This window comes from Streptomyces sp. Qhu_M48 (assembly GCF_051305195.1).
Taxonomy (GTDB): domain Bacteria; phylum Actinomycetota; class Actinomycetes; order Streptomycetales; family Streptomycetaceae; genus Streptomyces.
This window is the reverse complement of record NZ_CP195432.1, coordinates 7,670,212-7,695,134: the sequence shown is the minus strand read 5'-3', so window position 1 is coordinate 7,695,134 and position 24,923 is coordinate 7,670,212. Positions and strand designations below refer to the sequence as shown.

Genomic DNA, 24,923 nt, shown 5'->3' with positions numbered 1-24,923 from the left:
CGAAAACTCATCGCCCACCGCAGGATCAATCCCGCCGGATGTGCTCGGGATCGATGTGCCGCCGCACCATCGGCACGGAGGCGAGGGCGGCCGCGCACAGCACGCCGAGCGCACAGGCGAACAGCAACGGCAACCCGTCCCAGTCCCAGTGCACCGCCCCACCCCCGGTGATCAGATAGCTGGACTCGGCAAGCCACCCGGTGACGATCGCGGCCCCCAGCCCCACGACCAGCGGCACCAGCACCTGCACCACCTGCACCACCCGCAACGTCCCCGCCCGAGCCCCCAACAGCGCGAGCGCGGTCACCTGCCCCCGCCGCTCCATGGCCCGATCGGCCACGGACACGACAAACGCGGCCACCCCGATGACCAGCCCGAGCACCATCCCGACGACCAGCAGACTCCGGATCACGGTGAGCTGAGCGAGCGAGTCGATGACGATCCCGACGGGCTCGACGGACGAGGTGGGCGCCACGGCCCCGATCCCGTCGAGCACGGAACGAACGGTGGCGGGGTCGGCGTCGCTGACGAGGGTGAGGGTGCCGGCGGAGTCGGCGAGGTCAGGAGGAAGCAGAGTGGGCGGTACGAGGAGGTCGCCCGAACCGAAAACGGAGAGGCCCCAGGGGTGCAGGTCAATTCGCTCGGTAGGAACGATGAACGTGGCATTCTGGCCGCTCTTCAACATGAAGGAGTGGCGTGATCCCGCCTGTGGGTCGTACTCGTACGTAGTGCGGTCATCCCGCAGCTGCATAATTTTGCCATCAACGCAGCCTGTGGATCGTTCTGTGTATTCGGCGAGTTGCGTGCAAGTGGCCGCCACCAAGTTGGCGTGAGGAACCGTGCTTTCGTCCAGCGGATCCCAAGAGCTGTACGAAACAACCCGTGTCCGCACACCTGGTACGTCAGCGAGAGCTTGCCGTTGTGCAGGTGAAAGTTCCTTCAAGCTGATGCTGTACTCCTGAATGGGAATCGCTTGCCGACTGACCTGATCCAGTTCGACAAGCACACCCTGACTCAGCGAGGCGCCGAACAGAAGGAGAACTAGCCCTGTGACTACCCTCAAAGAGGGCCCGGGGTCGATCTCAGTACGGCGCATCGCCAGCGCCATCGGCAGCGACTTCGCCGCATCGGCCAGCCGTCGTGCGATCCACGCGGTGATCGGCGCCAACCCGAATACGAGCCCGGCACCAGTCAGGAGCACGGCGCCAGGCACCAGCAGGGAACTGGCCGACCCTCCGGACGGGTCCCTGCCCATGATGCTGAGGGCGCAGTAACCGACGATGATTCCGAGCCCGGGGACCAGCAGCAGGGTTCCGAACTTCTTCGGCGGATTGCGTTCCCCAGTTCGTCGCACACTGATCGGCGAGAGGGCGGCCTGGCGAGCACTGAATTGGCCTACGAGCCACGCGAGTGCCGGGCATCCCAGCAGACAAGTGGCAAGGACTGTCCCATCGGGACGTCCATCCGCCGGATACCAGTGCAGCCCTGGCAGCCCGACCCGCGCCATCACCTCGTTGACCCCGAGGTATCCCGCGATTCCGAGCACGGAGCCAGCAGAGGCAGCGGCAACGCTTTCCCCGGCATTGACCCGCAGGGTGTCCTTCACGCTGAGACCGACGAGGCGGAGGGCGGCTAGCCGCCGGGCGCGCGATTCTCCTGAGAGTCGTGCACAGACGGAGAGGAAGATGACGAGGGGGAGCAGCACAATGCAACCAAGTGCGAAGCGCAGAATGCTGAGCGTCGCCGGGTCGACGAGCTGCCGCCAGGATCGGCTGGCGCCGAAACTTCCTAGTTCCTTCGCGTCGGTGAGGTGTGCTGGAGTGGTGCCGATATAGGCGTACAAATCATCGGCATCGCCCAGCCCCTCCGGTGAGATGGTGCCGGTTACGCGGCCGGGGACCAGGCCAGCCGTTTTCGGATTCGCGGCCAAGATCTCGCCGAGTTTCGGTGAAACGATCGCCTCGCCGACGCTGGGGAGCTTCTCGATGCCTGGCGGCACGGGAGAGGAACCCGGGCTTCGCCGAGCGACGAAGACGCGATGGAGCGGTTGGGACCCGTACGGATCCTTGAATTCTTGGTAGAGATGGCTACTTTTGCCTGGATTCGGCTCACGGGCCGCCGTGCGAGCGTCATGAGCAGCGAGGATCGCTGGAATGGCAAGGACGGCAGCAAGGCACGCCACCCCGAGTGCCGATCCGAATGCCATCAACAGAAAGCGGACCTGTCCCCGGCGTCCGCTGCCCCAGAGTAAGCGCATGCCGAGGACGAACGTGTTCACACCGACACCCTCTGGGCAAGAACACCGTCGGACATCGTGTACTGAGTATCGGCTCTCGCGGCGACGTCGGCATCGTGGGTGACGATGACCACGGCCGTTTTCTGCCTCCGTGCCAGCTGGAGGAACTCCTCCAGCACGGCCGCCGCGTTGGCGCTGTCGAGCGCACCGGTCGGTTCGTCGGCGAACACCACGTCCGGCCGGTGGACCAGAGCCCGCGCAACCGCAACGCGCTGACTCTGGCCCCCCGACAGCTTCGAGGTTCTGCGCCGCAACAGATCGCCCATCCCGAGCCGTCCCAGCACCTGGCCGGCCATCGCGTGGGCGTGCGTCTTACTGATCCCGGCGAGGCGGAGGGGCAGTGCTGCGTTCTCCTCGACGGTCAGCTCCGGCAACAGCTCCCCGTACTGGAACACGAACCCGAGGCGGGTACGACGCAGGGCGCTCAGTTCCCCATCGGGGATGGCCGAGAGCCGCAGTCCGTCGAACGTCACGGTCCCGTTGCTCGGGGGCAGCACCCCCGCCAGGCAGTACAGCAGCGACGACTTTCCCGATCCGCTACTCCCCATGATGGCGGCCACTTCACCGCGCTTGAGCGTGAAATCCGCGTTACTGACGGCCTGCTCGGTGCCGTAGAAAAGATCCACGCCGTCGGCGCGGAGGATGACGTCCATGGTGGTGCGCTCCCTGGGTGTGGGGAGCCGCCGGTCGGCGGCTCCCCGGAACCGACAACTAGTCCCGCGAGAACAGCCGCTCGGGTGAGCAGTAGTCAGGCCGCAAGGATCCACGGTCGATGCACGCGTGCATCCGCACCTTCTTGGTCTTCAGAACCGCGCCGTCGTAGAAGACCTTGTCGACCTTGACGTTCTTCCTCTGGACGCCCTTGACGTGGCCCCACGCATAGCCCTCAATCTTGATGCGGAGGTAGACGTTGTGGCCGTCGTTCCGGCTTGCGTCTCGCAGCTTTCCCTTCACGTGAAGTCCGCTCGGTACCTTGCTCGTGGGCTGCCACGCATACGTGCCCACGAATGAAACGCCCGGCGTTTCCATGACCAACTTGTGCGCCGATTCCGCAACCGCCACCCCCATCCCCCCAAAGAACAGCCCCGCAGCCACCACTGCCGTAGCGAACTTCCTCACTGATAACCCCTGTTGGTTGAGCGACTGATCACCGGTCATCACAGAAAGTATCGGTATCACTACACACCGGTTACCGCAGTAACGTCCCTCCCCTTCAGCTCCCCCCGATCCAGTGAACGGGGCGCTCACGGCAGCAGCAGCACCTTCCCCCGTACGCCCCCGTATTCGCTCAGTTAGTGGACCTCCGCCATCTCCTCCAGTCGTCTCGTCGCGTTGACGTCCACCACCGCCGCGCCCTCGTCCACCAGTGCTACCAGCGCCGCCAGTTGGGTCACGTCGTTGCGCGTCACCATGTGCTGCGGCGTCACCGACCGCTGAGGGTCCGGCGGGACGGGAGTGGCGATCGAGACGATGTGGCCTCCCGGGCGGACGAGTGCGAGCAGCTAGGCGGTTGAGCCGGATGTCGACCGGCGACATGACCGTCTCCGCCGGCGACGTGGTCGTCTAGTCGACGACCCGCGCGCGCCCTGGTCGCGGACCTTCCCCGCGCTGCGAGGGCTTGCCGTCGCCGTCACGTCCGCGCCTTCTCCGCCGCCTCCACCCGCCCCTACGGATCCGCCCCGGGCGGCTACCGACGCGGCCTCGCCCCATCCGCGCCTGCTCCCGTGCCCGTGCCGCTGCCCGCGCCCGCCCCCGCCCCCGCCCCCTCGCCCCGCTCGGCGCCTCTTAGGAGTGATCACCGGTGCGCCTGCGTGAAGCGGAGTGACGGCGTCCCCAAGGATGCGCGCATGCGTCCTTCCCTCCGCTCCTCCCTCCCTTCCCCCATCCGCACCTCCCTTCCCCCATCCCTCTCCGCCGCGTCGCTGAGGCGGGCCCTGGTGCCGTTCGCGGCCACCGTCGCGCTGCTGGGTACCGTGGGAACCTCAGTGGCCGGCGCCGTGGAGGCTTGCGGTTCGGTCATCACGGCCCCGCTCGCCCGGCCCGTGTCCGCCGACGACCCCTGTCCCAGCACCGACCCGGTGGTGTGCCGGATCCGCGTCCTGCCGATGGACGAGAAGGTCGAGGCCCAGCGGACCCGGATGCGGTACCACGGCCTCCTGGAGGACATGCGCCGCACGGAGGCCGCCATGCGCGAGGCGGGGGCCACGGACGAGGAGATCGCCCGAGAGCTGGTCGACATGAGGAACCAGGCGAAGGAGATCACCCGGGCCGGCATGACCCGGGAGGAGGTCCGGATTCTGGAGCAGCGGAACATCGCCAAGTACGGCAACCCGCTCGGCCCCCCCGCAGACCAGCTCTACGTCAAGTACGGGTCCTGGCAGCAGGTGATCGACGCGTCGATGCGGACCAGTTACGCCGTCGACCGCGAACTCAGCCTCGAGTACCGGCCCTGCCCCGTCTAGGCAGGTCCTCCGGCAACGCCGAAGGGCCCCACCGCGAACGGTGGGGCCCTTCAACGAATTGCCCGGTGAGAGCAATGGCGGAGGATACGAGATTCGAACTCGTGAGGGGTTGCCCCCAACACGCTTTCCAAGCGTGCGCCCTAGGCCTCTAGGCGAATCCTCCGCGCCGAACATTACATGACCTCGGGGGGTGCTCGCGAACTCGATCCGGAAGGGGGTCCGCGGGATGTTCCAGGTGGGGGGAGGGGACCGTGGGGGAGCTGGGATCGGGTACTCTGGGCGGAGCCCCTCACGCGGTGCTATCTGACTGAACTCCCCCAGGGCCGGAAGGCAGCAAGGGTAGGTCGGCTCTGGCAGGTGCGTGGGGGGCGCTTGCGTTCCCGCCCGGATCAGGTTGATCGGGCGGATGAGACGGATGAGGCGGATCAGTACGCGCCCGCGATCACGCGGGTCAGTACGAGCCGGCCGGTGATCCGTGCGGATCAGTACGGCGGATCAGTACGGGCGGGCGTCCAGGCGGATCGGTACGGGCCGGTGATCACCGCGAACCGGCGGCCAGGGCGTACCGGGGCGGAGCGGGCCCCGGTCGGGGATTCGCCCCCACCCGTCCTCGCCGTCACTCCTGGCACCTGTACCCGCCGTCACTCCCGGCGCCCGCCCCCGCCGTCACTCCTGGCACCCGTCCCTGCCATCCCCCCGCGCCCGTCCCCGCCGCCCCACCCCCTCGCCCCGGCGGTTTTTCCCGGGTTGTCGGTGGGCGCCTATAACCTCGTACATGTGTCGTCTCTCGCGCTCTACCGCCGCTATCGTCCCGAGTCCTTCGCCGAGGTCATCGGGCAGGAGCATGTCACCGACCCGTTGCAGCAGGCCCTGCGGAACAACCGGGTCAATCACGCGTACCTGTTCAGCGGGCCCCGGGGCTGTGGCAAGACGACCAGTGCGCGGATCCTGGCGCGGTGTCTGAACTGCGAGCAGGGGCCGACGCCGACGCCGTGCGGGGAGTGCCAGTCCTGTCGGGACCTCGCGCGGAACGGGCCGGGGTCGATCGACGTCATCGAGATCGACGCCGCCTCGCACGGTGGTGTGGACGACGCCCGTGACCTGCGGGAGAAGGCCTTCTTCGGGCCCGCCTCCAGCCGCTACAAGATCTACATCATCGACGAGGCCCACATGGTCACCTCGGCGGGCTTCAACGCCCTCCTGAAGGTGGTCGAGGAGCCCCCGGAGCATCTGAAGTTCATCTTCGCCACGACCGAGCCCGAGAAGGTCATCGGGACGATCCGCTCCCGGACCCACCACTACCCCTTCCGGCTCGTGCCTCCCGGCACCCTGCGGGAGTACCTGGGCGAGGTCTGCGGGCACGAGGGCATCCCCGTCGAGGACGGGGTGCTGCCGCTGGTCGTGCGGGCCGGCGCCGGTTCCGTGCGTGACTCGATGTCCGTCATGGACCAGCTCCTCGCCGGAGCCGCCGCCGACGGCGTGACGTACACCATGGCCACGTCCCTGCTGGGCTACACGGACGGGTCGCTGCTCGACTCGGTCGTGGAGTCGTTCGCTGCCGGTGACGGCGCCGCGGCCTTCGAGGTCGTCGACCGGGTCATCGAGGGCGGCAACGACCCGCGCCGCTTCGTCGCCGACCTCCTGGAGCGGCTGCGCGACCTGGTGATCCTGGCCGCCGTGCCGGACGCCGCCGAGAAGGGGCTCATCGACGCCCCCGTCGACGTGATCGAGCGCATGCAGGCGCAGGCGTCCGTGTTCGGTGCCGCCGAGCTCAGCCGCGCCGCCGACCTCGTCAACACCGGATTGACCGAGATGCGGGGTGCCACCTCGCCCCGGCTCCAGCTGGAGCTGATCTGCGCGCGTGTGCTGCTGCCCGCCGCCTTCGACGACGAGCGTTCCGTCCAGGCCCGCCTGGACCGCCTGGAACGTGGGGCCGCCGCCGCGCCCGCCGCCTTTGGAACCGGAGCCCCCGCGCCCGCCGCCTTCGCCCCGGGAGCCCCCGGAGCCGCCGCGCCCGCGCCCGTCTTCACGCCCGGGCCTCCCGCGGCTCCTCTGGCGTACGTCCCCGGGCCCGACGCCCACACCCCGATGGCCCCGCCTCCGCCGCCGCCCGCGCCCACCCGCGTACAGGCACCGGCGGAGCCCGCCCCCGCTCAGCCGCGGGAATCCGCCCCCGCCGCCCCCCGGCCCGGTGCCTGGCCGGGTGCCGCCGCCCCCGGCGGTGGCGCGCCCGGCGCCTGGCCCGGCGCGTCCGCCCCGGCGGCCCAAGCCCCCGCCCCCGTTCAGCCTCAGGCGCAGCCCGCCGCCCCGGCACCGGCGGCCACCGGCGGCGGTGGTGACACCGCCCAGGTGCGGAACCTCTGGCCGCAGATCCTCGACGCCGTCAAGAACCGGCGCCGCTTCACCTGGATCCTGCTCAGCCAGAACGCGCAGGTCGCGGGCTTCGACGGCACGACCCTCCAGCTCGGTTTCCTCAACGCCGGGGCCCGCGACAACTTCGCCAGCAGCGGCAGCGAGGACGTCCTGAAGCAGGCCCTCGCCGAGCAGTTCAACGTGAACTGGAAGATCGAGGCGATCATCGACCCCTCCGGCGGCTCCGCGCCGCCGCCCGCCGCCACCGGCTTCGGCGGCTCGGGCGGAACCGGAGGCTTCGGCCGCCCCGCCGCCCCCGCCCCGTCCTTCCAGCAGGCCGCGCCGTCGGCCCCCGCACCGCCGCAGGCGCCGTCCTCCCCGGCGTTCCCGCAGGCGTCGGCCTCCGCTCCGGCGCAGGCCCCCGCGCCCGCGTACACGCCGCCCGCGCCGCAGCCCGTGGCGCCCGAGGACGACGTGCCGGAGGAGGACGACCCGGACCTCGTCGACTCGGCCCTGTCGGGGCACGACCTGATCGTGCGCGAGCTCGGAGCCACGGTTGTGGAGGAATACACGAACGAGTAGGGGCGTCTCGCTCGGTGGCCCACACAAGGGGCATCCCCACCGGCGGGCTACCCTGGCTGGCGTGAAGGTCCTCGTCATCGGCGGCGGCGCCCGCGAACACGCCCTGTGCCGCTCTCTCTCCCTCGATCCCGACGTCACCGCTCTGCACTGCGCGCCCGGCAACGCCGGAATCGCGGAGGTCGCCGAGCTGCACCCCGTCGACCAGCTGGACGGCGACGCCGTCGCGCGCCTCGCCACCGAGCTCGGCGCCGGCCTGGTCGTCGTCGGCCCGGAGGCTCCGCTCGTCGCCGGGGTCGCCGACGCCGTCCGCGCGGCCGGCATCCCCGTCTTCGGCCCGTCGGCGGAAGCGGCGCAGCTGGAAGGCTCCAAGGCGTTCGCCAAGGACGTCATGGCCGGCGCCGGGGTGCCCACCGCCCGTAGCTACGTCTGCACGACCCCGGAGGAGATCGACGAGGCGCTGGACGCCTTCGGTGCTCCGTACGTCGTGAAGGACGACGGCCTCGCCGCCGGCAAGGGCGTCGTCGTCACCGACGACCTCGCCCAGGCACGGGCGCACGCGCTCGCGTGCGACCGGGTGGTCATCGAGGAGTACCTCGACGGCCCCGAGGTCTCCCTCTTCGCGATCACCGACGGCGTCACCGTCCTCCCGCTCCAGCCCGCGCAGGACTTCAAGCGCGCGCTCGACGGCGACGAGGGCCCGAACACCGGTGGCATGGGTGCCTACTCGCCGCTGCCCTGGGCCGACCCGAAGCTGGTCGAGGAGGTCCTCGCGACCGTCCTGCAGCCTACGGTCGACGAACTGCGCCGCCGTGGCACCCCGTTCTCGGGGCTGCTGTACGCGGGCCTGGCGATCACCGGCCGCGGTGTCCGGGTCATCGAGTTCAACGCGCGCTTCGGCGACCCCGAGACCCAGGTCGTCCTGGCCCGGCTCCGCACCCCGCTGGCGCGCGTCCTGCTGAACGCCGCCAACGGCACCCTCGACAGCGAGCCGCCGCTCAACTGGCGTGACGACGCCGCCGTCACCGTGGTCGTCGCCTCCCACAACTACCCGGAGACCCCGCGCACCGGCGACCCGATCGAGGGTCTCGCCGACATCGCGGAGCAGGACGCCCCGCACGCGTACGTCCTGCACGCCGGGACCAGGCGGGACGGCGACGCGGTCGTGAGCGCGGGCGGCCGTGTCCTCTCGGTCACCGCGACCGGAACGGACCTGTCGCAGGCCCGCGAGCGCGCGTACGCGGCGGTCGGCCGCATCCGCCTTGACGGTTCCCAGCACCGTACGGACATTGCGCGGAAGGCCTCCGAGGCCTGATCCCACCGCAGTCCTGCCTGGTGAATCGCGCGGCCGTACGGGAAACCGTACGGCCGCGCGAGCGCCATCACCTTTACCCAAAGCCATTCCATCGAGTGACGGCTCGGCCATCCGGATGACGTCCGCCCAAGCCCCAACTAGGGTGCGGCGGAGGCGTTCCGGCACTTGGCCCACCGGCATTGCGGTGTCAGTGCCGGGTGCCACAGTGGGGGAGTGAGCAACACCGCCACAGGCAGTCCCGACGAGGGCAGGAGGGGGTGATGTACGGCGTGTCCGGTACCGGTTCCGTTGTCGGCGAGGAGTGGGGAGCGCGCGCCGCGCGCTCCCGGGCCCTCGCGGTCCTCAGGGTCCGCGGCAGGGCGCTGGGCCTCGCGGTCCTCCCCGCCGCCGTGGCCGTCGTCCTGTACGCGGGCGGGGTCACCGGCCACTTCACCGGCTCCGGCTGGGACGCGGCCCGCTGGGTGGTGACCGTGCTCGCGGTTCTCGTCCTCGTCGCGGCCACGGCCGTCTCCCTCGTCGTCGCCCGGGCCCGCCCGGCCGCCACACCGACGGTGGAGCTCTCCGAGGCCGCCGCCCCCGACCTCTACCGGCTCGTCCGGGACCTGGCCGACCGGCTCGACGTCCCGGCACCCGCCGCGATAGCGCTGACCCCGGACTGCGACAGCTGGCTGGAGGACCGCACCCACCGGGCCCACCGCGCGCTGCGCACCGGGGGCGACGGAGCCGGCGAGGGCGCTCCCGTCCTGGTCATAGGCTCGCCCTTTCTGTGGTGGATGCGCGTCGGCGAGCTGCGGGCGGTCCTCGCCCCCGTCGTCGCCGGTACGGGCCCCGCCGCGCAACCCGACATAGCCGCCGCCCGCCGCTTCGTCCGAGGCCTGGACGCCGCCGTCGCCGTGCCCACGACGGCCGGCCTCGACCCGCTCCGCAGGCTCGGCGCGCACGGCGTCGGGCAGGTCGCCCGTGTCCTGCTCCGCGCCTGTCGCGGGCACGCCGCCGAGATGGAGCGCGGGGTCGCCGCCGCAGGCTCGGAGCGCGCCCAGGCCGTGGACTACGGCGTGCGGATCGTCGCCCAGGAGCAGGTCGGCCTGGCCTACGCGGGCTGGGACCGCCTCCTCACCCGGGTCGCGCTGCCCGCCTGGCGGATGGGCCGCTGGCCCGCCAAACTCGACGCGGGCGTGGTCTCCGCCCTCACCGAACTCTCCCGCCGAGACCGGCTCGCGGACGGCTTCTCCTCCCGCCTCGGCGAGCGCCCGGCCTGCGACCTCCTGGAGGAGCCGGGCGCGGTCGACGAGGCCACCTCGCTCCTCGCCGCCCGCCTCTTCCACGGCGGCCCGGCCGAGGCGGGCCCCGACTGGTCCCCGGTGGAGTGGAGCCAGTACCCGGAGGAGGTCGTCGACCGGAAGTGGCGCACCGACGCCGCCCGCCTGCACCAGGTCCTCGACGGTCTCGACGAGGCCGAGGCGACGGCCGGTGGCGGGGCCGGCGACGGTGGAGTGGTCTCCGACGGCCCGACCCTGACCCGCGTGATCGCCCACCTGTCGACGGTTCCGGCCCTCGGAGCCGTACACCCGGAGCACGACGAGGCCACCCCCGAGGCACAAACCGCCCACGTCGACTCGGGTACGGCGGTCCGCTCCGGTCCGTCCACGGGGTCCGGTCCGTTCACGGGATCCGGTACGTCCACCGGATCGGCCACCCCAGAAGAGCCCCCGCGCCCCACCGAAGTCATCAGCGAGCTCACCGACGAACTGACCGACGAGTTCCCGGACGGCGACGACGTGGACGGCGAGCCCGTGAATCCCGCCGCCGAGGCGCTCGCGGGTGCCCTCACCGCGCTCCTCGCGCGGGAGGAGGCCGCGCGGGAGGCGCGGGTGGCCGCCGGCGCCAGGAGCGCCGAGGCGGCGGCCAGGAGCGCCGAGAAGGGCGACCGGGCGGCCACCCCACCGCCCGCGGTCGTCAGCGGCCCCGACGGGCCTCTGCCGCTGTTCCCGCTCCAGCCGCCCCGTTCCGGCCGGGATCTGCTCGCCGACCACGTCACCGCGATGGTCTGTTGCGCGGCCGTGGACACGGCCGCGGCCGTGCCCGGCCTCGACTGGCTCGACGGCCCGGCCCTGATCGTCGGCGGCGAGCGGGCGGCGGACCTCGGTCCCCGTGTCCTCGCCCTCGTCGAGGACGGTGACCCGGAGCCGCTGCGGGTCTGGCTGGTCCGCACCGGGGTGCGCCCGGAGAAGCCCGTACGCCTGGTCTGAGGCGCCTCGGGAGCCTTTCGACGGCACCCGCCCGGCCCGGCTTCCCGGAGGCCCGGCTTCCACTCTCGCCAATACACGACGAACGGTGACGGAGTGCGTGCGTTATGTGATGTGCTGGAGACCGCCACTGACAGAGGCACGGACCAGAGACACGAACCGGCGACACGAACGCGGCAGTGACCGGCCGACCCGGGGGAGTCGAGGGAGGGGCGCAGCATGGGGGCGGAGCAGATCAGACGGTGGGAGTCGGGCGCGCTCGCGCACGCCGTGACGGATCCCTTCGGCCAGGGCCCGCTGCCCTGGCTGCGCGGTTCCGAGAACTACTTCGACGACACCGGTCAGATGGTCCCCTGGTACGCGGACGAGATCCTGGCCCGGGGCGGCAGCGGCGGCCCGCGCACGGCCGACGACGTACGGCGCCAGATCAAGGGCTTCGCGTCCGACGGCGCCGTGGCGCCGGGTGAGTCGATCGACTTCCACGTCACGGTGGACCCGCCGCAGCAGTTCTCGGTCGACGTCTACCGGATCGGTCACTACAGCGGCGACGGCGCCGCGAAGATCACCACGAGCCCGCGGCTCTCCGGGATCGTCCAGCCGGCCCCGCTCACCGCCGACCGCACGGTCTCCTGCCACCACTGGTGGCAGTCCTGGCGGCTGCAGGTGCCCAGCTACTGGTCGATCGGGGCGTACGTCGCGGTCCTCACCACCGCCGACGGCTACCGCTCGCACATCCCCTTCACGGTCCGCGACAACCACCCGGCCGATCTGCTGCTCGTCCTCCCGGACGTGACGTGGCAGGCGTACAACCTCTATCCGGAGGACGGCCGCACCGGCGCCAGCCTCTACCACGCCTGGGACGAGGAGGGCCGGCTGCTCGGCGAGCGGGACGCGGCCGTCACCGTCTCCTTCGACCGGCCGTACGCGGGCGCGGGGCTGCCGCTGCACGTCGGGCACGCCTACGACTTCATCCGCTGGGCCGAGCGCTACGGCTACGACCTGGCGTACGCGGAGACGCGCGACCTGCACGCGGGCCGGGTCGACCCGGCCCGCTACCGGGGCCTGGTCTTCCCGGGCCACGACGAGTACTGGTCGGTGCCGATGCGCAAGACCGTCGAACTCGCCCGTGACCAGGGCACGTCGCTCGTCTTCCTCTCGGCCAACACCATGTACTGGCAGGTGGAGCTGGGTCCTTCGCCGTCCGGGGTGCCGGACCGGCTGCTCACCTGCCGCAAGCGGCGCGGCCCCGGCCGCCCCGCGCTCTGGCGCGAGGTCGACCGGCCCGAGCAGCAGCTCCTCGGCATCCAGTACGCGGGCCGGGTGCCCGAACCGCACCCGCTGGTCGTACGGAACGCCGAGCACTGGCTCTGGGAGGCCACCGGGGCCGGCGACGGCGACGAGCTCCCCGGGCTGGTCGCGGGCGAGGCCGACCGCTACTTCCCGCGGACGGCGCTCCCCGAGCACCAGGGCCGCATCCTGCTCGCGCACTCCCCCTACCGGGACGGCGACGGGGCGCTGCGCCACCAGGAGACCTCGCTCTACCGGGCGCCCTCGGGTGCCTGGGTCTTCGCCTCCGGAACCTTCGCGTGGTCGCCGGCGCTGGACCGGCCGGGCCATGTCGACGCACGGGTCCAACGCGCCACGGCGAACCTTCTCGACCGGATCTGCAAGAGGGACTGACCGGTTCGGACGGCTCCAGCCACGATTCCGACCGGGTCCAGGCGTGGGTACGACCACGTCTGACCGAGTCCGGCCGAGTCCGGCCACACGCCGGACCGGGCCCGCGCCCGACACCGGCCCCGCGCCCGCCACGTGCCCCGCGCCCGCCACCGGCCCCCCACCCGCCACCAACCCCGCCACCGGCCCCGGCCACAGCATCGGCCCGACCCGGCCAGGAGGTTTCACCAGGGCTGACCGGGCCCGCTCGCCGAGGACCCCGTCCGGTGCGAGAGAATCGGAGTGCTCCTGGATCAACCTACGCGGAGGAACCGTGTCCGGATTCGTAGAAAAGCCCGAGCCCGTCCAGGTCCCGGGCCTCACCCATCTCCACACGGGCAAGGTGCGCGACCTGTACCGGAACGAGGCCGGTGACCTCGTGATGGTGGCGAGCGACCGCATGTCCGCGTACGACTGGGTCCTGCCCACCGAGATCCCCGACAAGGGCCGGGTCCTCACCCAGCTCTCCCTCTGGTGGTTCGACCGGCTCTCCGACCTGGTCCCCCACCACGTGCTCTCGACCGAGCTGCCGCCCGGCGCCCCCGCCGACTGGGCCGGTCGCACCCTGATCTGCAAGTCGCTGAACATGGTCCCGGTCGAGTGCGTGGCCCGCGGCTACCTCACCGGTTCCGGCCTGGTCGAGTACGACGAGTCCCGTACGGTCTGCGGCCTCGCGCTCCCCGAGGGACTCACCGACGGATCGGAGCTGCCCGCCCCGATCTTCACCCCGGCCACCAAGGCCGCGGTCGGCGACCACGACGAGAACGTCTCGTACGAGGTGGTCGCGCGCCAGGTCGGCGCCGAGACGGCCGCGCTCCTGCGGCAGACCACCCTCGCCGTGTACTCCCGGGCCCGGGACATCGCCCGCGACCGCGGGATCATCCTCGCCGACACCAAGTTCGAGTTCGGCTTCGACGGGGAGACGCTCGTCCTCGCCGACGAGGTCCTCACCCCGGACTCCTCGCGCTTCTGGCCGGCCGCCCAGTGGGAGCCGGGCCGCGCCCAGCCCTCGTACGACAAGCAGTTCGTCCGTGACTGGCTGACCTCCCCGGCCTCCGGCTGGGACCGCAAGAGCGAGCAGCCGCCGCCGCCCCTCCCGCCGGAGATCGTGGACGCCACGCGCGCCAAGTACCTGGAGGCGTACGAGCTGCTGACCGGCGGCGCCTGGTCCGACAGCTTCTAGCCGCCGTCCCGTCCCCCGGCCCCTCGGGCCGGGGGAACGAGAAAGCCCCCGGTCGATTCGACCGGGGGCTTCTTCATGGAGCGGACGACGAGATTCGAACTCGCGACCCTCACCTTGGCAAGGTGATGCTCTACCAACTGAGCCACGTCCGCATGCGCCGTAGCGCGGAGCCAACTATACCCAACCTTTCGCCTGTGCGAGACGGACCGCCGTGTGCCGGTTCTCCGCACCGAGTTTGGCGGCGGCCGAGGAGAGGTAGTTCCGGACGGTTCCGGGGGAGAGCGAGGCCCGCCGGGCGATCTCCGTGACGGGCGCCCCGTCGGCGGAGAGTTCGAGTACCTCGGCCTCCCGCGCGGTCAGCGGGGAGTCCCCGGCGGCGATGGCGTCGGCCGCCAACTCCGGGTCCACGTAACGGTTTCCGGCATGAACGGTACGGATGATCTCGGCGAGCCGCCGGGCGCTGACCGTCTTCGGCACGAAGCCGCGGACCCCGGCCGAGAGGGCCCGCTTGAGGTGCCCGGGACGGCCGTGACCGGTCACGATCATGGTGCGGCAGTCGGGCAGTTCGTCCCGCAGCGTTGTGGCGACCCTCACACCGTCGGCACCCGGCATCTGCAGATCGAGCACGGCGACATCGGGGCGATGGGCACGGGCCATGGCGAGCGCCTCGGGTCCGGTCGCGGCCTCGGCGACGACGACGAGATCGTCCTCGAGACCGAGCAGCGCGGCGAGCGCGCCACGGATCAGATGCTCGTCGTCGGCGAGCAGCACGCGCACGCGTACGGACGAGGCAGCCGGGCCCCCGCCGGCGAGGGGTACGGGAGAGGTCGGTACGGGAGCGGCCATCGGCTCCCCGTCACCCGGCGGTACGGGAGGAGTCATCGGCTCCCCGTCACCCGGCGGTACGGGCGCGGTCATCGGATCACCCTCGTCCCGGAACGGGGAATCCGGACCACCGTCGTGCCGGCCCCGGGGACGCGGTCCACGGGGATCCGGGCCGTCACCCGGAAGGTACCGCCGTCCTCGGGCCCCGCCTCCAGCGTCCCGCCGACCGCCGCGAGCCGCTCCCGCAGCCCGACGAGCCCGGTCCCGGAACCCATACGGGCGCCGGCGCCGCCGTCACCCGCACCTCCCTCCGTACCCCCCTCCGCGTCCGCCCCCGTCCGGACGCCATCGTTCTCCACCGTCAGCAGCACCGAGTCCCCTTCCTCGCGCACGGCGATGGCGCAGCGCCGCGCGTCCCCGTGCCGCAGTACGTTCGTCGTGGTCTCCCGGACCACCCAGCCGAGCGCCGACCGGACCTCGTCGGGCAGGTCGAGCCACGGTCCGGCGGAGTCGACGGCGCAGTCGATGCCGGCCGCGTCGAGCACGCTCCGCGCGCCCTCCAGCTCCACCCGCAGGTCGGCCTCGCGGTAGCCGCGTACGACGTCCCGTACCTCTCGCTGGGACTCCTGGGCGATGCGCTGCACCTCGATCATCTGGTCGACGGCCTCCGGGCGTTCGCGCCGGGCGAGCTGCACGGCGAGCTCGCTCTTGAGCGCTATCACGGACAGGTTCCGGCCGAGGATGTCGTGCAGGTCGCGGCCGAAGCGGAGCCGCTCCTCGGCGACCGCGAGCCGGGCCTGGACGTCGCGTGCCTCGCGCAGCTCGAAGACGACGCCGAGCACCCAGAGCGAGAGGCGGACGGTGACGGCGAGCCAGCCGGTGATGAAGGCCACGGTCACCACGGTGCTGACGCTCTGCGCCGTGTCCCGGCCGGTGAGCGGGACGAGGAAGAGGAGGAGCCCGATCAGGAGCCCCTGGTGCAGGGCGACGGTCCGCGCGGGAAGGATCAGGCAGTGTCCGGCGAGGAAGGGGACGAGCGCCGCCCCGAGCATCCCCGGCAGCAGCCCGGTCACGTCGGCGGTGGCCGCTTCGAGGAGGACGGCGGCGGCGGTGGCCGTCCCGGCCGCCGCCGCGGGCAGCACCTCGCGCGGCCGGAGCACGGTCCCGGGCCGGAGGTACGCGTCCATGGCACGGCTCAGGAAGCGGTGGCAGAGGAGCCCGTTGGCGAGGTTGAGCACGGGGGCGACGACGACGAGGAGGAGCGGTGCCTCGTGCCGGATCGGCCTGACCAGGAGCAGGAGCCCGAGGACGAACACGGCGGACCACAGCAGCATGTACACGGTGGCGCGGGTGTAGAGGTCCACCTTGGCGAGGCCGCTGCGGCCTCTCCAGCTCTTCACGGGCGAAGCCCCTCCTCGGTCGTCGAGCACGCGTCTCAGCGTCGCGGTTCCCAGCGGAACCACCGCTGGACAGCAAACACCGAGAGCGCGGTCCAGGCCACCGCGGTCAGCAGGGCGCCCAGCAGATCGTCCGCCGCCACGCCGCCGGACCACCCGGCCCGTACCAGGGTCATGACGCCCGTCAGCGGCAGCAGTTCGCAGATCGAGGCCAGGCGGTCGGGGAGGAGGGAGAGTGGGACGAAGAGCCCGGAGCCGACGGAGGAGATCAGGAACAGCGGCATGGTGGTGAGCTGGGCGCTGTCCACGGTGCGGGTGACGGCCGAGGTGGCCGCGGCGACGGCGGTGAGCAGGACGGTGCCGAGGAGGACGCCGAGGAGGAGCAGGTCGGGCCGGGCGGGCGCGGGCAGGCGCAGGACGGTGACGCCGCCGAGGGTCAGGAGCGCGGCCTGGGCGAGGGTGAGGGCGGCGGCCGGCAGGGCGATGCCGGTCAGGATCTCCAGGTCGGTGGGTTCTCCCGTACGCAGCCGCTTGAGGACGAGTCCCTCGCGGCGGGCGACGTAGGCGGAGACGAGGTTGGAGTGGACGACCATCAGGAGGGCCATCCCGATGCCGCCGGTGACGGAGGCCTCGGCGATGGTCGTGCCCGCCTTGCCGAGGTCGATGTTCCGGACCGAGGTGCTGATCGCGCCGACCATGAGGAGGGGCACGAGGACGGCGACGAAGAGCGCCGTGCGGTTGCGGACGAGCAGGGTCAGTTCGGCCCTGCCGAGGGCGACGAGCCGGGTGCGGGCCGGCAGGCGACGGGGCGCGTCGACGAGGGAGCTCATCGGGCTTCCTCCTTTTCCGGGTGCTGTGCCGCGATGTCGAGGAAGGCCTCTTCGAGGGAGGCGGACCGGGCGTCGAGCCCGTCGAGCCGTACGCCGTTGTCCCGGGCCCAGTCGAGGAGTGCGGCGAGGTCCTCCTGGAGGGCCTCGGTACGGATCTCGACCCAGCCGTTGTCCTCGGCGGCCCGCAGGCGCAGGGGGAGGCGGCCGGCCGGGACGCCGTCGGCGAGGGTGAAGCGGATGCGGGCGGGCCGTGCGGCGGTGACCTCGGACGGGGTGCCGGAGCGGACGATCCGGCCGCGGTGCATGATCGCGAGCCGGTCGGCGAGGGCTTCGGCCTCCTCCAGGTAGTGGGTGGTGAGGAGGACGGTGGTGCCGCCGTCCCGCAGCGCCCGTACGAGGTCCCAGGTGTCGCGGCGGCCCTCGGCGTCGAGGCCGGTGGTGGGTTCGTCGAGGAAGAGGACCTCGGGGCGGCCGAGGAGCGCGAGGGCGAGGTCGAGCCGTCGGCGTTCGCCGCCGGAGAGCTGCTTGACCCGCACCCGTTCGCGGCCGGTGAGTCCGGTGATGGCGAGGACCTCGCCGGCGGGCCGGGCGCCGCTGGTGCAGCCCGCCCACATCCGCGCGGTCTCGGCCACGGTGAGATCCGTGGGGAAGCCGCCCTCCTGGAGCATCACGCCGATACGGGGGCGGACGGCGGCCCGTTCGCGGTACGGGTCGTGGCCGAGGACCCGGGCGGTCCCGCCGCTGGGGGCGGCGAGTCCTTCGAGGAGTTCGACGGTGGAGGTCTTGCCGGCGCCGTTGGTGCCGAGCAGGGCGAAGATCTCGCCGCGCCGGACGGTGAAGGAGATGCCGCGGACGGCCTCGAAGCCGCCCGAGTAGTCGCGGCGCAGGCCTTCCGCTTCGATCGCGTTGGTCATGTGTCCAGGTTTCCGGCGGCGGGGGCCGTCCGGCAGTGCGCGCTGTCACCACCCGCTTCTGACAAATGTCATGGGGGGCGACCACCGACCGGCCAACCGCTCGACCGTCGGGACAGGCCGCCGGCCCACCCGTCCCGAAAGAAAACACGACGAAGGCCCCGGTTCCAGAGAACCGGGGCCTTCTATCTTGAGCGGACGACGAGATTCGAACTCGCGACCCTCACCTTGGCAAGGTGATGCTCTACCAACTGAGCCACGTCCGCATTGCTGCCGCTCAGCTCTCACTGGGCGGTGCGAGCACCACTCTACCCGATGCACCGGAGTGCTTCGGTCATGCGATGCAGAGCGGGTGACAGGAATTGCACACTGCGCCTTCCCCCTGGAAGGGGGATGTTCTACTACTGAACTACACCCGCACGCTGCGTGAGGTGGGACCTTGTCGGCCTCGCCCCTCGGCGTGTTCCAGACTTTAGCGGATCATGGGGGGTGCAATGCAAATCGACGCGGCGCCGGCTCCGTCCGGGCCGGCCGGGACCCGCCCCGGCAGGCGTCAACTCGCGGCGCGGAAGGCCTCGTAGACCCGCTTCGGGATGCGGCCGCGGGCGGGCACCTCCATCTTGTTGGACTGCGCCCAGGCGCGGACCGCCGCCGGATCGGGGGCGAGGGAGGTGTGGGTGTACGTCTCCACCGAGGGGCTCCGGCCGGCCGCGGCTCTGCCGGACTGCTTGCGCCCGGCGGCGAGGTAGGGGGCGAGAGCCTTGCGGAGTTTCTTTGCATTGGCAGCATTCAGGTCGATCTCGTACATCTTCCCGTCGAGGCCGAACGCGACCGTTTCAGCCGCTTCTCCGCCGTCCATGTCGTCGGAGAGAGTGACCACCACACGCTGAGCCACGGATATCGGTCCTTTCCTGCGGTCGACGCCGCGGAGGGGGCGCTTGTGGCGCCTCTGACGTGCGGTGATGTCGACCGAACGGCTGTGCCGGGTCAATGCTGCTTTCTTCTGGATTCCTTTGTACAGCGGTAGGCGTCGCATTGTGAAGCCCTGGCAATTGTTTCAGCGTGTCCCGGGGCAATGAGGTCTGCGATATTTCACTGGAATTTTGCGTGGACGTGCTCGCGCGGGGGCGGGGTCGCTGTTCGTCGGCGGGGCGGGGCCGGGGCCTGACTTTTGGAGGATCCTTCAGATCTCTACCCGCGTAGAATTTGGAGACAGGTACGCTGAGGGAACCGCCCACGCAACACACCACCGGGAGTGCCAGTGGCACGCGTCGTAGTCGACGTCATGCTCAAGCCGGAGATCCTCGACCCTCAGGGGCAGGCGGTGCAGCGTGCACTGCCCCGCCTGGGATTCGCCGGAATCGCCGACGTCCGTCAGGGGAAGCGTTTCGAGCTGGAGGTGGAGGGGCCGGTCGATGACGCCGCCCTCGCCCGCATCCACGAGATGGCCGAGACCTTCCTTGCAAACACCGTGATCGAAGACTTCATCGTGAAGGTGGAGTCGTGACCGCACGCATCGGCGTCGTCACGTTCCCCGGAACGCTCGACGACCAGGACGCGTTGCGTGCCGCCCGCCTGGCGGGCGCCGAGCCCGTCTCGCTCTGGCACCGCGACAAGGACCTCAAGCAGGTCGACGCCGTGGTCCTGGCCGGCGGTTTCTCCTACGGCGACTACCTGCGGGCCGGCGCCATCTCCCGCTTCTCGCCGGTGATGGAGACGATCATCGAGCAGGCGAAGGCGGGCATGCCCGTCCTCGGTATCTGCAACGGCTTCCAGATCCTCACCGAGGCCCATCTGCTGCCGGGCGCGATGCTGCGCAACAACCACCTCCACTTCATCTGCCGCGACCAGAAGCTGCGGGTGGAGAACGCGGAGACCGCCTGGACCTCGGACTACACCGAGGGCCAGGAGATCGAGGTTCCGCTCAAGAACATGGACGGCCGGTACGTCGCCGACGAGCGGGTGCTCGACGAGCTGGAGGCCGAGGGGCGGGTCGCCTTCCGCTACCTCGACGTCAACCCCAACGGCTCGCTGCGTGACATCGCGGGCATCACCAACGCCGCGGGCAACGTGGTCGGCCTCATGCCGCACCCCGAGCACGCCGTCGAGCCGCTCGTCGGCACCGGGAAGACGGACGGCCTCGGTTTCTTCACCTCGATCCTCAAGAAGCTGGTCAACGCCTGATGAGCCTCGACACCGTCAAGCACGCCACCGGGACGCCCGACGTCGAGCAGCCCTGGCAGGAACTCGGCCTCAAGAAGGACGAGTACGAGCGCATCCGCGAGATCCTCGACCGCCGGCCCACCGGCGCCGAGCTCGCCATGTACTCCGTCATGTGGTCCGAGCACTGCTCCTACAAGAGCAGCAAGGTCCACCTGAAGCAGTTCGGCGAGAAGACCCCCGAGAACGACGCCATGCTCGTCGGCATCGGTGAGAACGCGGGCGTCGTCGACGTCGGCCAGGGGTACGCGGTCACCTTCAAGGTCGAGTCGCACAACCACCCCTCGTACATCGAGCCCTACCAGGGCGCGGCCACCGGAGTCGGCGGCATCGTCCGCGACATCCTCGCCATGGGTGCCCGTCCGGTCGCGGTCGTCGACCCGCTGCGCTTCGGCGCGGCCGACCACCCCGACACCAAGCGCGTGCTGCCCGGTGTCGTCGCCGGCATCGGCGGCTACGGCAACTGCCTCGGCCTGCCGAACATCGGCGGCGAGGTCGTCTTCGACGAGTGCTACCAGGGCAACCCGCTGGTCAACGCGGGCTGCATCGGCGTCATGAAGCACGAGGACATCCACCTCGCCAAGGCCTCGGGCCCGGGCAACAAGGTGATCCTGTACGGCGCCCGCACGGGCGGCGACGGCATCGGCGGCGTCTCGGTCCTCGCGTCCGAGACCTTCGACGACACCAAGCCCACCAAGCGCCCCGCCGTCCAGGTCGGCGACCCCTTCCAGGAGAAGCTCCTCATCGAGTGCACCCTGGAGATCTTCAAGGAGAAGCTGGTCGCGGGCATCCAGGACCTCGGCGGCGCCGGGCTCTCCTGCGCCACGTCCGAGCTGGCCTCCGCCGGTTCCGGCGGCATGCGCGTCGAGCTCGACCGGGTCCACCTGCGCGACGCGACCCTCTCGCCCGAGGAGATCCTCATGAGCGAGTCGCAGGAGCGCATGTGCGCGATCGTCGAGCCCGTGCACGTCGATCGTTTCCTGGAGATCTGCGAGAAGTGGGACGTCATCGCCACCGTCATCGGTGAGGTGACCGAGGGCGAGCGCCTGGAGATCTTCTGGCACGGCGAGCAGATCGTCGACGTGCCGCCGCGCTCCGTCGCCCACGAGGGCCCGACCTACCACCGGCCGTTCGCGCGCCCGGAGTGGCAGGACGCGCTCCAGGCCGACGACGCCGGCAAGCTGCCCCGGCCGCAGGACGGCGCCGAGCTGAAGGACCAGGTCCTGAAGCTGGTGTCCTCCCCGAACCAGGCCTCCAAGGCGTGGATCACGGACCAGTACGACCGGTTCGTGCAGGGCAACACGGTCCTGGCGCAGCCCGAGGACGCGGGCATGGTCCGGATCGACGAGGAGACCAACCTCGGCGTGGCCATGGCGACCGACGGCAACGGCCGGTACACGAAGCTCGACCCGTACACGGGTGCGCAGCTCGCCCTGGCGGAGGCGTACCGCAACGTCGCCGCCTCCGGTGCCAAGCCGCTGGCCATCTCGGACTGCCTGAACTTCGGTTCGCCCGAGGACCCGGCCGTGATGTGGCAGTTCGCGGAGGCCACCCGTGGTCTCGCGGACGGCTGCCTCCAGCTGGGCACCCCGGTGACCGGCGGCAACGTCTCCCTCTACAACCAGACCGGTGACGTGGCGATCCACCCGACGCCCGTCGTCGCGGTCCTCGGTGTGATCGACGACGTGAACCGCCGTACGCCGATCGCCTTCGCGGAAGAGGGCCAGCTCCTCTACCTGCTCGGCGACACGCGTGAGGAGTTCGGCGGCTCGGCCTGGTCCGAGGTCGTCCACCAGCACCTCGGTGGTCTGCCGCCGGCCGTGGACCTCGACCGGGAGAAGCTGCTCGGCGAGATCCTGATCTCGGCCTCCCGCGACGGCATGATCGACGCGGCGCACGACCTGTCCGACGGCGGTCTCGTCCAGGCGGTCGTCGAGTCCTGCCTGCGCGGCGGGCACGGCGCGCGTCTGGTCGTCCCGGAGGACCTGGACGCGTTCACGTTCCTCTTCAGCGAGTCGGCCGGCCGAGCGGTCGTGGCCGTCCCGCGCAGCGAGGAACTCCGCTTCACCGACATGTGCGGTGCGCGGGGTCTGCCGGCGACCCGGATCGGTGTGGTCGACGGTGACGCCGTGGACGTGCAGGGCGAGTTTGCGCTCTCCCTGACGGAGCTGCGTGCGGCGCACGAGGCGACGATCCCGGGCCTGCTGGCCTGACGCGGAGCCCTTGGCGGTAAGGGGGAGGCCCCCGTCCGGACCCTCGGGTCGGGGCGGGGGCCTTCTCGTCGGTCCCGGTTACTCGGCCGGGCCCCAGAAGGCGTCGGACTGCTCGATGTCCGCGACGCACTCGTCGATGTCGGTGATCTTGCCTCCGACGATGGTGAAGACGAGCGCGCCCTTCATCTCGATGCCCCGGTCGCCGCGTTCGGCGTAGAAGGTGTTGGCGGCCACGGCGTGGCCGCGGCCGTCGACGGAGACGGCGTCCATCTCGACCCGCATCCTGCCGCCGGTGAGCTCGAACATCTTCCTGTACATGGCGAGGACGTTGTCCTTGCCCTTGTAGTGCCCGGAGATCTGGCTCTCGCCGGGCGAGTGGTGCGTACAGTCCGCCGTCATCAGGGTGCCGACGGTGTCCATGTCCCCCCTGGTCCACGCTTCGAAGCCCCGGCGGACCAGTGCGATGTCAGGGTGTTCGGCCATGACGGTCCGACCCCTCTCGTACGGGTAGGTGTGTGCTGGCAGCCCTCCTCCTCCAGTCTCCGACTACCCTCGCCCCCATGCCACCGGCCAAGAAGCGCACCCGCAGCTACGACTCCGCCAAGACGAGGGCCGCCGTCCTGGCCCAGTTCCGGCACGTGCGGGAGGGGGTGGAGGCGCTCACGCCCGAGCAGTTGGCCGGGCCGACCCGGCTGGGGGAGTGGACGGTACGGGACCTGGCGGCGCACCTCGCGTGGATGGTCGACTCGGTGCCGCGGCTCCTCGCGGAGCCGGAGCGGGGGCAGGACCGGCTCGCCCTGCTCGACTGGCCGTCCGTGACGGCGGGAGCCGCCGAGCGGATCGACGCGTTCACCCGCGGCATCGACGCCTCCGACCTGCCGGGGCTGTACGCGCGCGTGGCGGACGAGGCCGACCGGGCGCTGGAGGCGGCTTCCGACGCGCGGCTCCTGCCGCTGACCTTCGGGACGATGACCCTCGCCGACTTCCTCGTCACCCGGACCGTCGAACTCGTCGTCCACACCGACGACCTGAACGCGGCGACCGGCGCCGCAATCCCGTACGACCGGCAGGCCGTCGCCGCCTGCACCCGGCTGCTGGCCGACGTGCTCGCGGTGCGGGCGCCGGGCGGGGCGGTCGAGGTGCGGATTCCGCCGTACGCGGTGGTGCAGTGCGTGGAGGGCCCCCGGCACACCCGGGGCACCCCGCCCAACGTGGTCGAGACGGACCCGCTGACCTGGATCAGGCTGGCGACCGGGCGGGCGGAGTGGTCGACGGAGCTGGACGGGGCGCGGGTCGGCGCGAGCGGCGAGCGCGCGGACCTGAAGGACCTTCTGCCCCTGATGGGGTGAGCCGCGCGGGCCGCCGCGGAACCGGCGCGCGGCGGCGTCCGTCCCATTCGCATGCAGACGCAGACGCAGCGCATCCTCGCATCCGCCGCCCTGGTCCTCCTCCTCGCCGCCTGCGGCACGGAGGGAGGGACGGGCTCCGCCTCCGGTCCGGGTTCCGGATCCGACACCGTCTCCCCGGAGCTGCCCGTCGCCGGGACCCAGTGGACGATCGGCGCCGTGACGGTCGACGGGCGCAGGTCCGCCGCCCCGGACGGCGCCCGTGTCGAGTTCGGGAAGGACGGCCGGGCCCGGGGCAACACCGGCTGCAACACCTTCGGCGCGACCGTCGCCGTGCGGGGGGAGACCCTCACGGTGTCCCCGCAGGAGATCACCCAGATCGGCTGTACGGGGGCCCGGGGGAGCTTCGAGGCCGAGTTGGTCAAGGCGTTCACCGGTCCGCTCACGGGGAGGCTGAAGGGCGAGTCCCTCACCCTGACCTCGGCGGACGGCCGGAGCGCCGTGGAACTGGCCGCCGAGAAGGACCTGCCGCTCCGGGGCACCACCTGGAAGATCGACGGACTGGTCTCCGGGGAGACGGCGTCCTCCCTGCAGCCCGGCACCGGAGGCAAGGCGCGGCTCGTCCTCGGCGCGGACGGCCGGGTCACCGGCAACCTCGGCTGCAACAACTTCTCCGCGACCGCCCGGGTCGAGGGGACGACCCTGAAGGTCGAGGGCCCGGCCGCCACCACCCGCATGATGTGCACGACCCCGCAGATGCAGTTGGAGACGCAGCTGTACGAGCTCCTCGACGGCCCGCTCACCTACCGGATCGACCACCGGACACTGACCCTCACGAACGCCTCGGGCGAGGGGTTCACGGCGCGGGCGGCGGAGGCCGAGAAGGCCGTGAAGCCGTCCGCGCGGCCGTGATCGGGGTGCACTCCGTCACATCGCGGGGAGTCACCCCGCCTGGTACGAGCGTCCGCTCGGGAGGGCCTCGGGGGCGGAATCCCTTACCGCGCCTGCTTTGTAGCCCCCTCCAAGCCGGAG

General features: G+C 71.4%; 20 protein-coding genes, 4 tRNA genes and 1 other RNA gene. 12 read left to right on the top strand and 13 right to left on the bottom strand.

Going from position 1 to position 24,923, the window contains the following annotated elements:
• Positions 1 to 25: 25 nt before the first annotated feature.
• The 3 genes from ACRRSS_RS34680 to ACRRSS_RS34670 are packed head-to-tail and all read right to left on the bottom strand — an operon-like array spanning position 26 to position 3,454.
• On the bottom strand, positions 26 to 2,278 hold the full coding sequence (locus ACRRSS_RS34680) for an FtsX-like permease family protein (protein WP_435974931.1): 2,253 nt from the start codon (positions 2,276 to 2,278) through the stop codon (positions 26 to 28).
• Positions 2,275 to 2,949, bottom strand: coding sequence for an ABC transporter ATP-binding protein (locus tag ACRRSS_RS34675; protein ID WP_435974930.1), 675 nt, complete (start codon positions 2,947 to 2,949; stop codon positions 2,275 to 2,277). Before ACRRSS_RS34675 ends, ACRRSS_RS34680 begins: the two co-directional genes overlap by 4 nt.
• 58 nt (positions 2,950 to 3,007) lie before the next feature.
• Positions 3,008 to 3,454, bottom strand: a complete 447-nt coding sequence (locus ACRRSS_RS34670) for a hypothetical protein (RefSeq protein ID WP_435974929.1) — start codon at positions 3,452 to 3,454, stop codon at positions 3,008 to 3,010.
• A 689-nt stretch (positions 3,455 to 4,143) separates the two neighbouring features.
• On the opposite strand from ACRRSS_RS34670, the gene ACRRSS_RS34665 reads away from it, so the two are divergent.
• Positions 4,144 to 4,758, top strand: coding sequence for a hypothetical protein (locus ACRRSS_RS34665; protein WP_435974928.1), 615 nt, complete (start codon positions 4,144 to 4,146; stop codon positions 4,756 to 4,758).
• 75 nt (positions 4,759 to 4,833) lie between these two features.
• On the opposite strand, the gene ACRRSS_RS34660 is transcribed toward ACRRSS_RS34665, so the two are convergent.
• Positions 4,834 to 4,921: transfer RNA gene (locus ACRRSS_RS34660), tRNA-Ser, on the bottom strand.
• 117 nt (positions 4,922 to 5,038) lie between these two features.
• Between ACRRSS_RS34660 and ffs the strand changes: the two genes are divergently transcribed.
• From ffs to ACRRSS_RS34630, 6 genes are all read left to right on the top strand, one after another.
• Positions 5,039 to 5,137: signal recognition particle sRNA small type (gene ffs / locus ACRRSS_RS34655), an RNA gene on the top strand.
• A 398-nt stretch (positions 5,138 to 5,535) separates the two neighbouring features.
• Positions 5,536 to 7,692 carry a DNA polymerase III subunit gamma and tau gene (locus ACRRSS_RS34650; RefSeq protein ID WP_435974927.1) on the top strand — a complete coding sequence of 719 codons (2,157 nt, stop codon included), beginning with the start codon at positions 5,536 to 5,538 and terminating at the stop codon, positions 7,690 to 7,692.
• 61 nt (positions 7,693 to 7,753) lie between these two features.
• Complete coding sequence (gene purD / locus ACRRSS_RS34645; RefSeq protein WP_435974926.1) at positions 7,754 to 9,004, top strand: phosphoribosylamine--glycine ligase; 1,251 nt, start codon at positions 7,754 to 7,756, stop codon at positions 9,002 to 9,004.
• Positions 9,005 to 9,264: 260 nt separating this feature from the next.
• A complete protein-coding gene (locus tag ACRRSS_RS34640) occupies positions 9,265 to 11,253 on the top strand; it encodes a hypothetical protein (protein ID WP_435974925.1) in 1,989 nt (662 codons plus the stop codon).
• 216 nt (positions 11,254 to 11,469) lie between these two features.
• Complete coding sequence (locus tag ACRRSS_RS34635) at positions 11,470 to 12,930, top strand: N,N-dimethylformamidase beta subunit family domain-containing protein (protein ID WP_435974924.1); 1,461 nt, start codon at positions 11,470 to 11,472, stop codon at positions 12,928 to 12,930.
• Between the two features lie 310 nt (positions 12,931 to 13,240).
• The gene (locus ACRRSS_RS34630) at positions 13,241 to 14,149 is read left to right on the top strand and encodes a phosphoribosylaminoimidazolesuccinocarboxamide synthase (RefSeq protein WP_435974923.1); all 909 of its coding nucleotides are present in this window, start codon (positions 13,241 to 13,243) and stop codon (positions 14,147 to 14,149) included.
• 76 nt (positions 14,150 to 14,225) lie between these two features.
• Here the strand turns inward: ACRRSS_RS34630 and ACRRSS_RS34625 are convergent.
• The 8 genes from ACRRSS_RS34625 to ACRRSS_RS34590 form a co-directional block, all read right to left on the bottom strand.
• Positions 14,226 to 14,301, bottom strand: a tRNA-Gly gene (locus tag ACRRSS_RS34625).
• Between the two features lie 22 nt (positions 14,302 to 14,323).
• Complete coding sequence (locus tag ACRRSS_RS34620; protein WP_435975499.1) at positions 14,324 to 14,995, bottom strand: response regulator; 672 nt, start codon at positions 14,993 to 14,995, stop codon at positions 14,324 to 14,326.
• A 68-nt stretch (positions 14,996 to 15,063) separates the two neighbouring features.
• Entirely contained in the window at positions 15,064 to 16,374 is a 1,311-nt protein-coding gene (locus ACRRSS_RS34615; RefSeq protein ID WP_435974922.1) for a sensor histidine kinase, read from the bottom strand.
• Positions 16,375 to 16,409: 35 nt separating this feature from the next.
• Positions 16,410 to 17,201 carry an ABC transporter permease gene (locus ACRRSS_RS34610; RefSeq protein WP_435974921.1) on the bottom strand — a complete coding sequence of 264 codons (792 nt, stop codon included), beginning with the start codon at positions 17,199 to 17,201 and terminating at the stop codon, positions 16,410 to 16,412.
• Positions 17,198 to 18,115 carry an ABC transporter ATP-binding protein gene (locus ACRRSS_RS34605; protein WP_435974920.1) on the bottom strand — a complete coding sequence of 306 codons (918 nt, stop codon included), beginning with the start codon at positions 18,113 to 18,115 and terminating at the stop codon, positions 17,198 to 17,200. Before ACRRSS_RS34605 ends, ACRRSS_RS34610 begins: the two co-directional genes overlap by 4 nt.
• Before the next feature lie 190 nt (positions 18,116 to 18,305).
• Positions 18,306 to 18,378 (bottom strand) — tRNA-Gly (locus ACRRSS_RS34600).
• Positions 18,379 to 18,459: 81 nt separating this feature from the next.
• Positions 18,460 to 18,531 (bottom strand) — tRNA-Gly (locus ACRRSS_RS34595).
• 134 nt (positions 18,532 to 18,665) lie between these two features.
• Positions 18,666 to 19,007: a histone-like nucleoid-structuring protein Lsr2 gene (locus ACRRSS_RS34590; protein WP_351904478.1), complete on the bottom strand. Its 342-nt coding sequence runs from the start codon at positions 19,005 to 19,007 to the stop codon at positions 18,666 to 18,668.
• A gap of 366 nt (positions 19,008 to 19,373) precedes the next feature.
• Here ACRRSS_RS34590 and purS point away from each other — a divergent pair, with 366 nt between their 5' ends.
• Genes purS through purL form a run of 3 tightly spaced genes read left to right on the top strand, consistent with a single transcriptional unit; the run spans position 19,374 to position 22,545 of the window.
• Positions 19,374 to 19,619 (top strand): phosphoribosylformylglycinamidine synthase subunit PurS, encoded by a 246-nt coding sequence (gene purS / locus ACRRSS_RS34585; protein WP_017240564.1) that lies wholly within the window; start codon positions 19,374 to 19,376, stop codon positions 19,617 to 19,619.
• Positions 19,616 to 20,296, top strand: a complete 681-nt coding sequence (purQ, locus tag ACRRSS_RS34580) for a phosphoribosylformylglycinamidine synthase subunit PurQ (RefSeq protein ID WP_030318250.1) — start codon at positions 19,616 to 19,618, stop codon at positions 20,294 to 20,296. The genes purS and purQ overlap by 4 nt, the downstream gene beginning before the upstream one ends.
• Positions 20,296 to 22,545, top strand: coding sequence for a phosphoribosylformylglycinamidine synthase subunit PurL (purL, locus tag ACRRSS_RS34575; RefSeq protein ID WP_435974919.1), 2,250 nt, complete (start codon positions 20,296 to 20,298; stop codon positions 22,543 to 22,545). Before purQ ends, purL begins: the two co-directional genes overlap by 1 nt.
• Before the next feature lie 78 nt (positions 22,546 to 22,623).
• On the opposite strand, the gene ACRRSS_RS34570 is transcribed toward purL, so the two are convergent.
• Positions 22,624 to 23,028, bottom strand: coding sequence for a nuclear transport factor 2 family protein (locus tag ACRRSS_RS34570; protein ID WP_435974918.1), 405 nt, complete (start codon positions 23,026 to 23,028; stop codon positions 22,624 to 22,626).
• Between the two features lie 77 nt (positions 23,029 to 23,105).
• Here ACRRSS_RS34570 and ACRRSS_RS34565 point away from each other — a divergent pair, with 77 nt between their 5' ends.
• The gene (locus tag ACRRSS_RS34565; RefSeq protein WP_435974917.1) at positions 23,106 to 23,894 is read left to right on the top strand and encodes a sterol carrier family protein; all 789 of its coding nucleotides are present in this window, start codon (positions 23,106 to 23,108) and stop codon (positions 23,892 to 23,894) included.
• 51 nt (positions 23,895 to 23,945) lie between these two features.
• On the top strand, positions 23,946 to 24,803 hold the full coding sequence (locus ACRRSS_RS34560; protein WP_435974916.1) for an META domain-containing protein: 858 nt from the start codon (positions 23,946 to 23,948) through the stop codon (positions 24,801 to 24,803).
• Positions 24,804 to 24,923 lie beyond the last annotated feature (120 nt).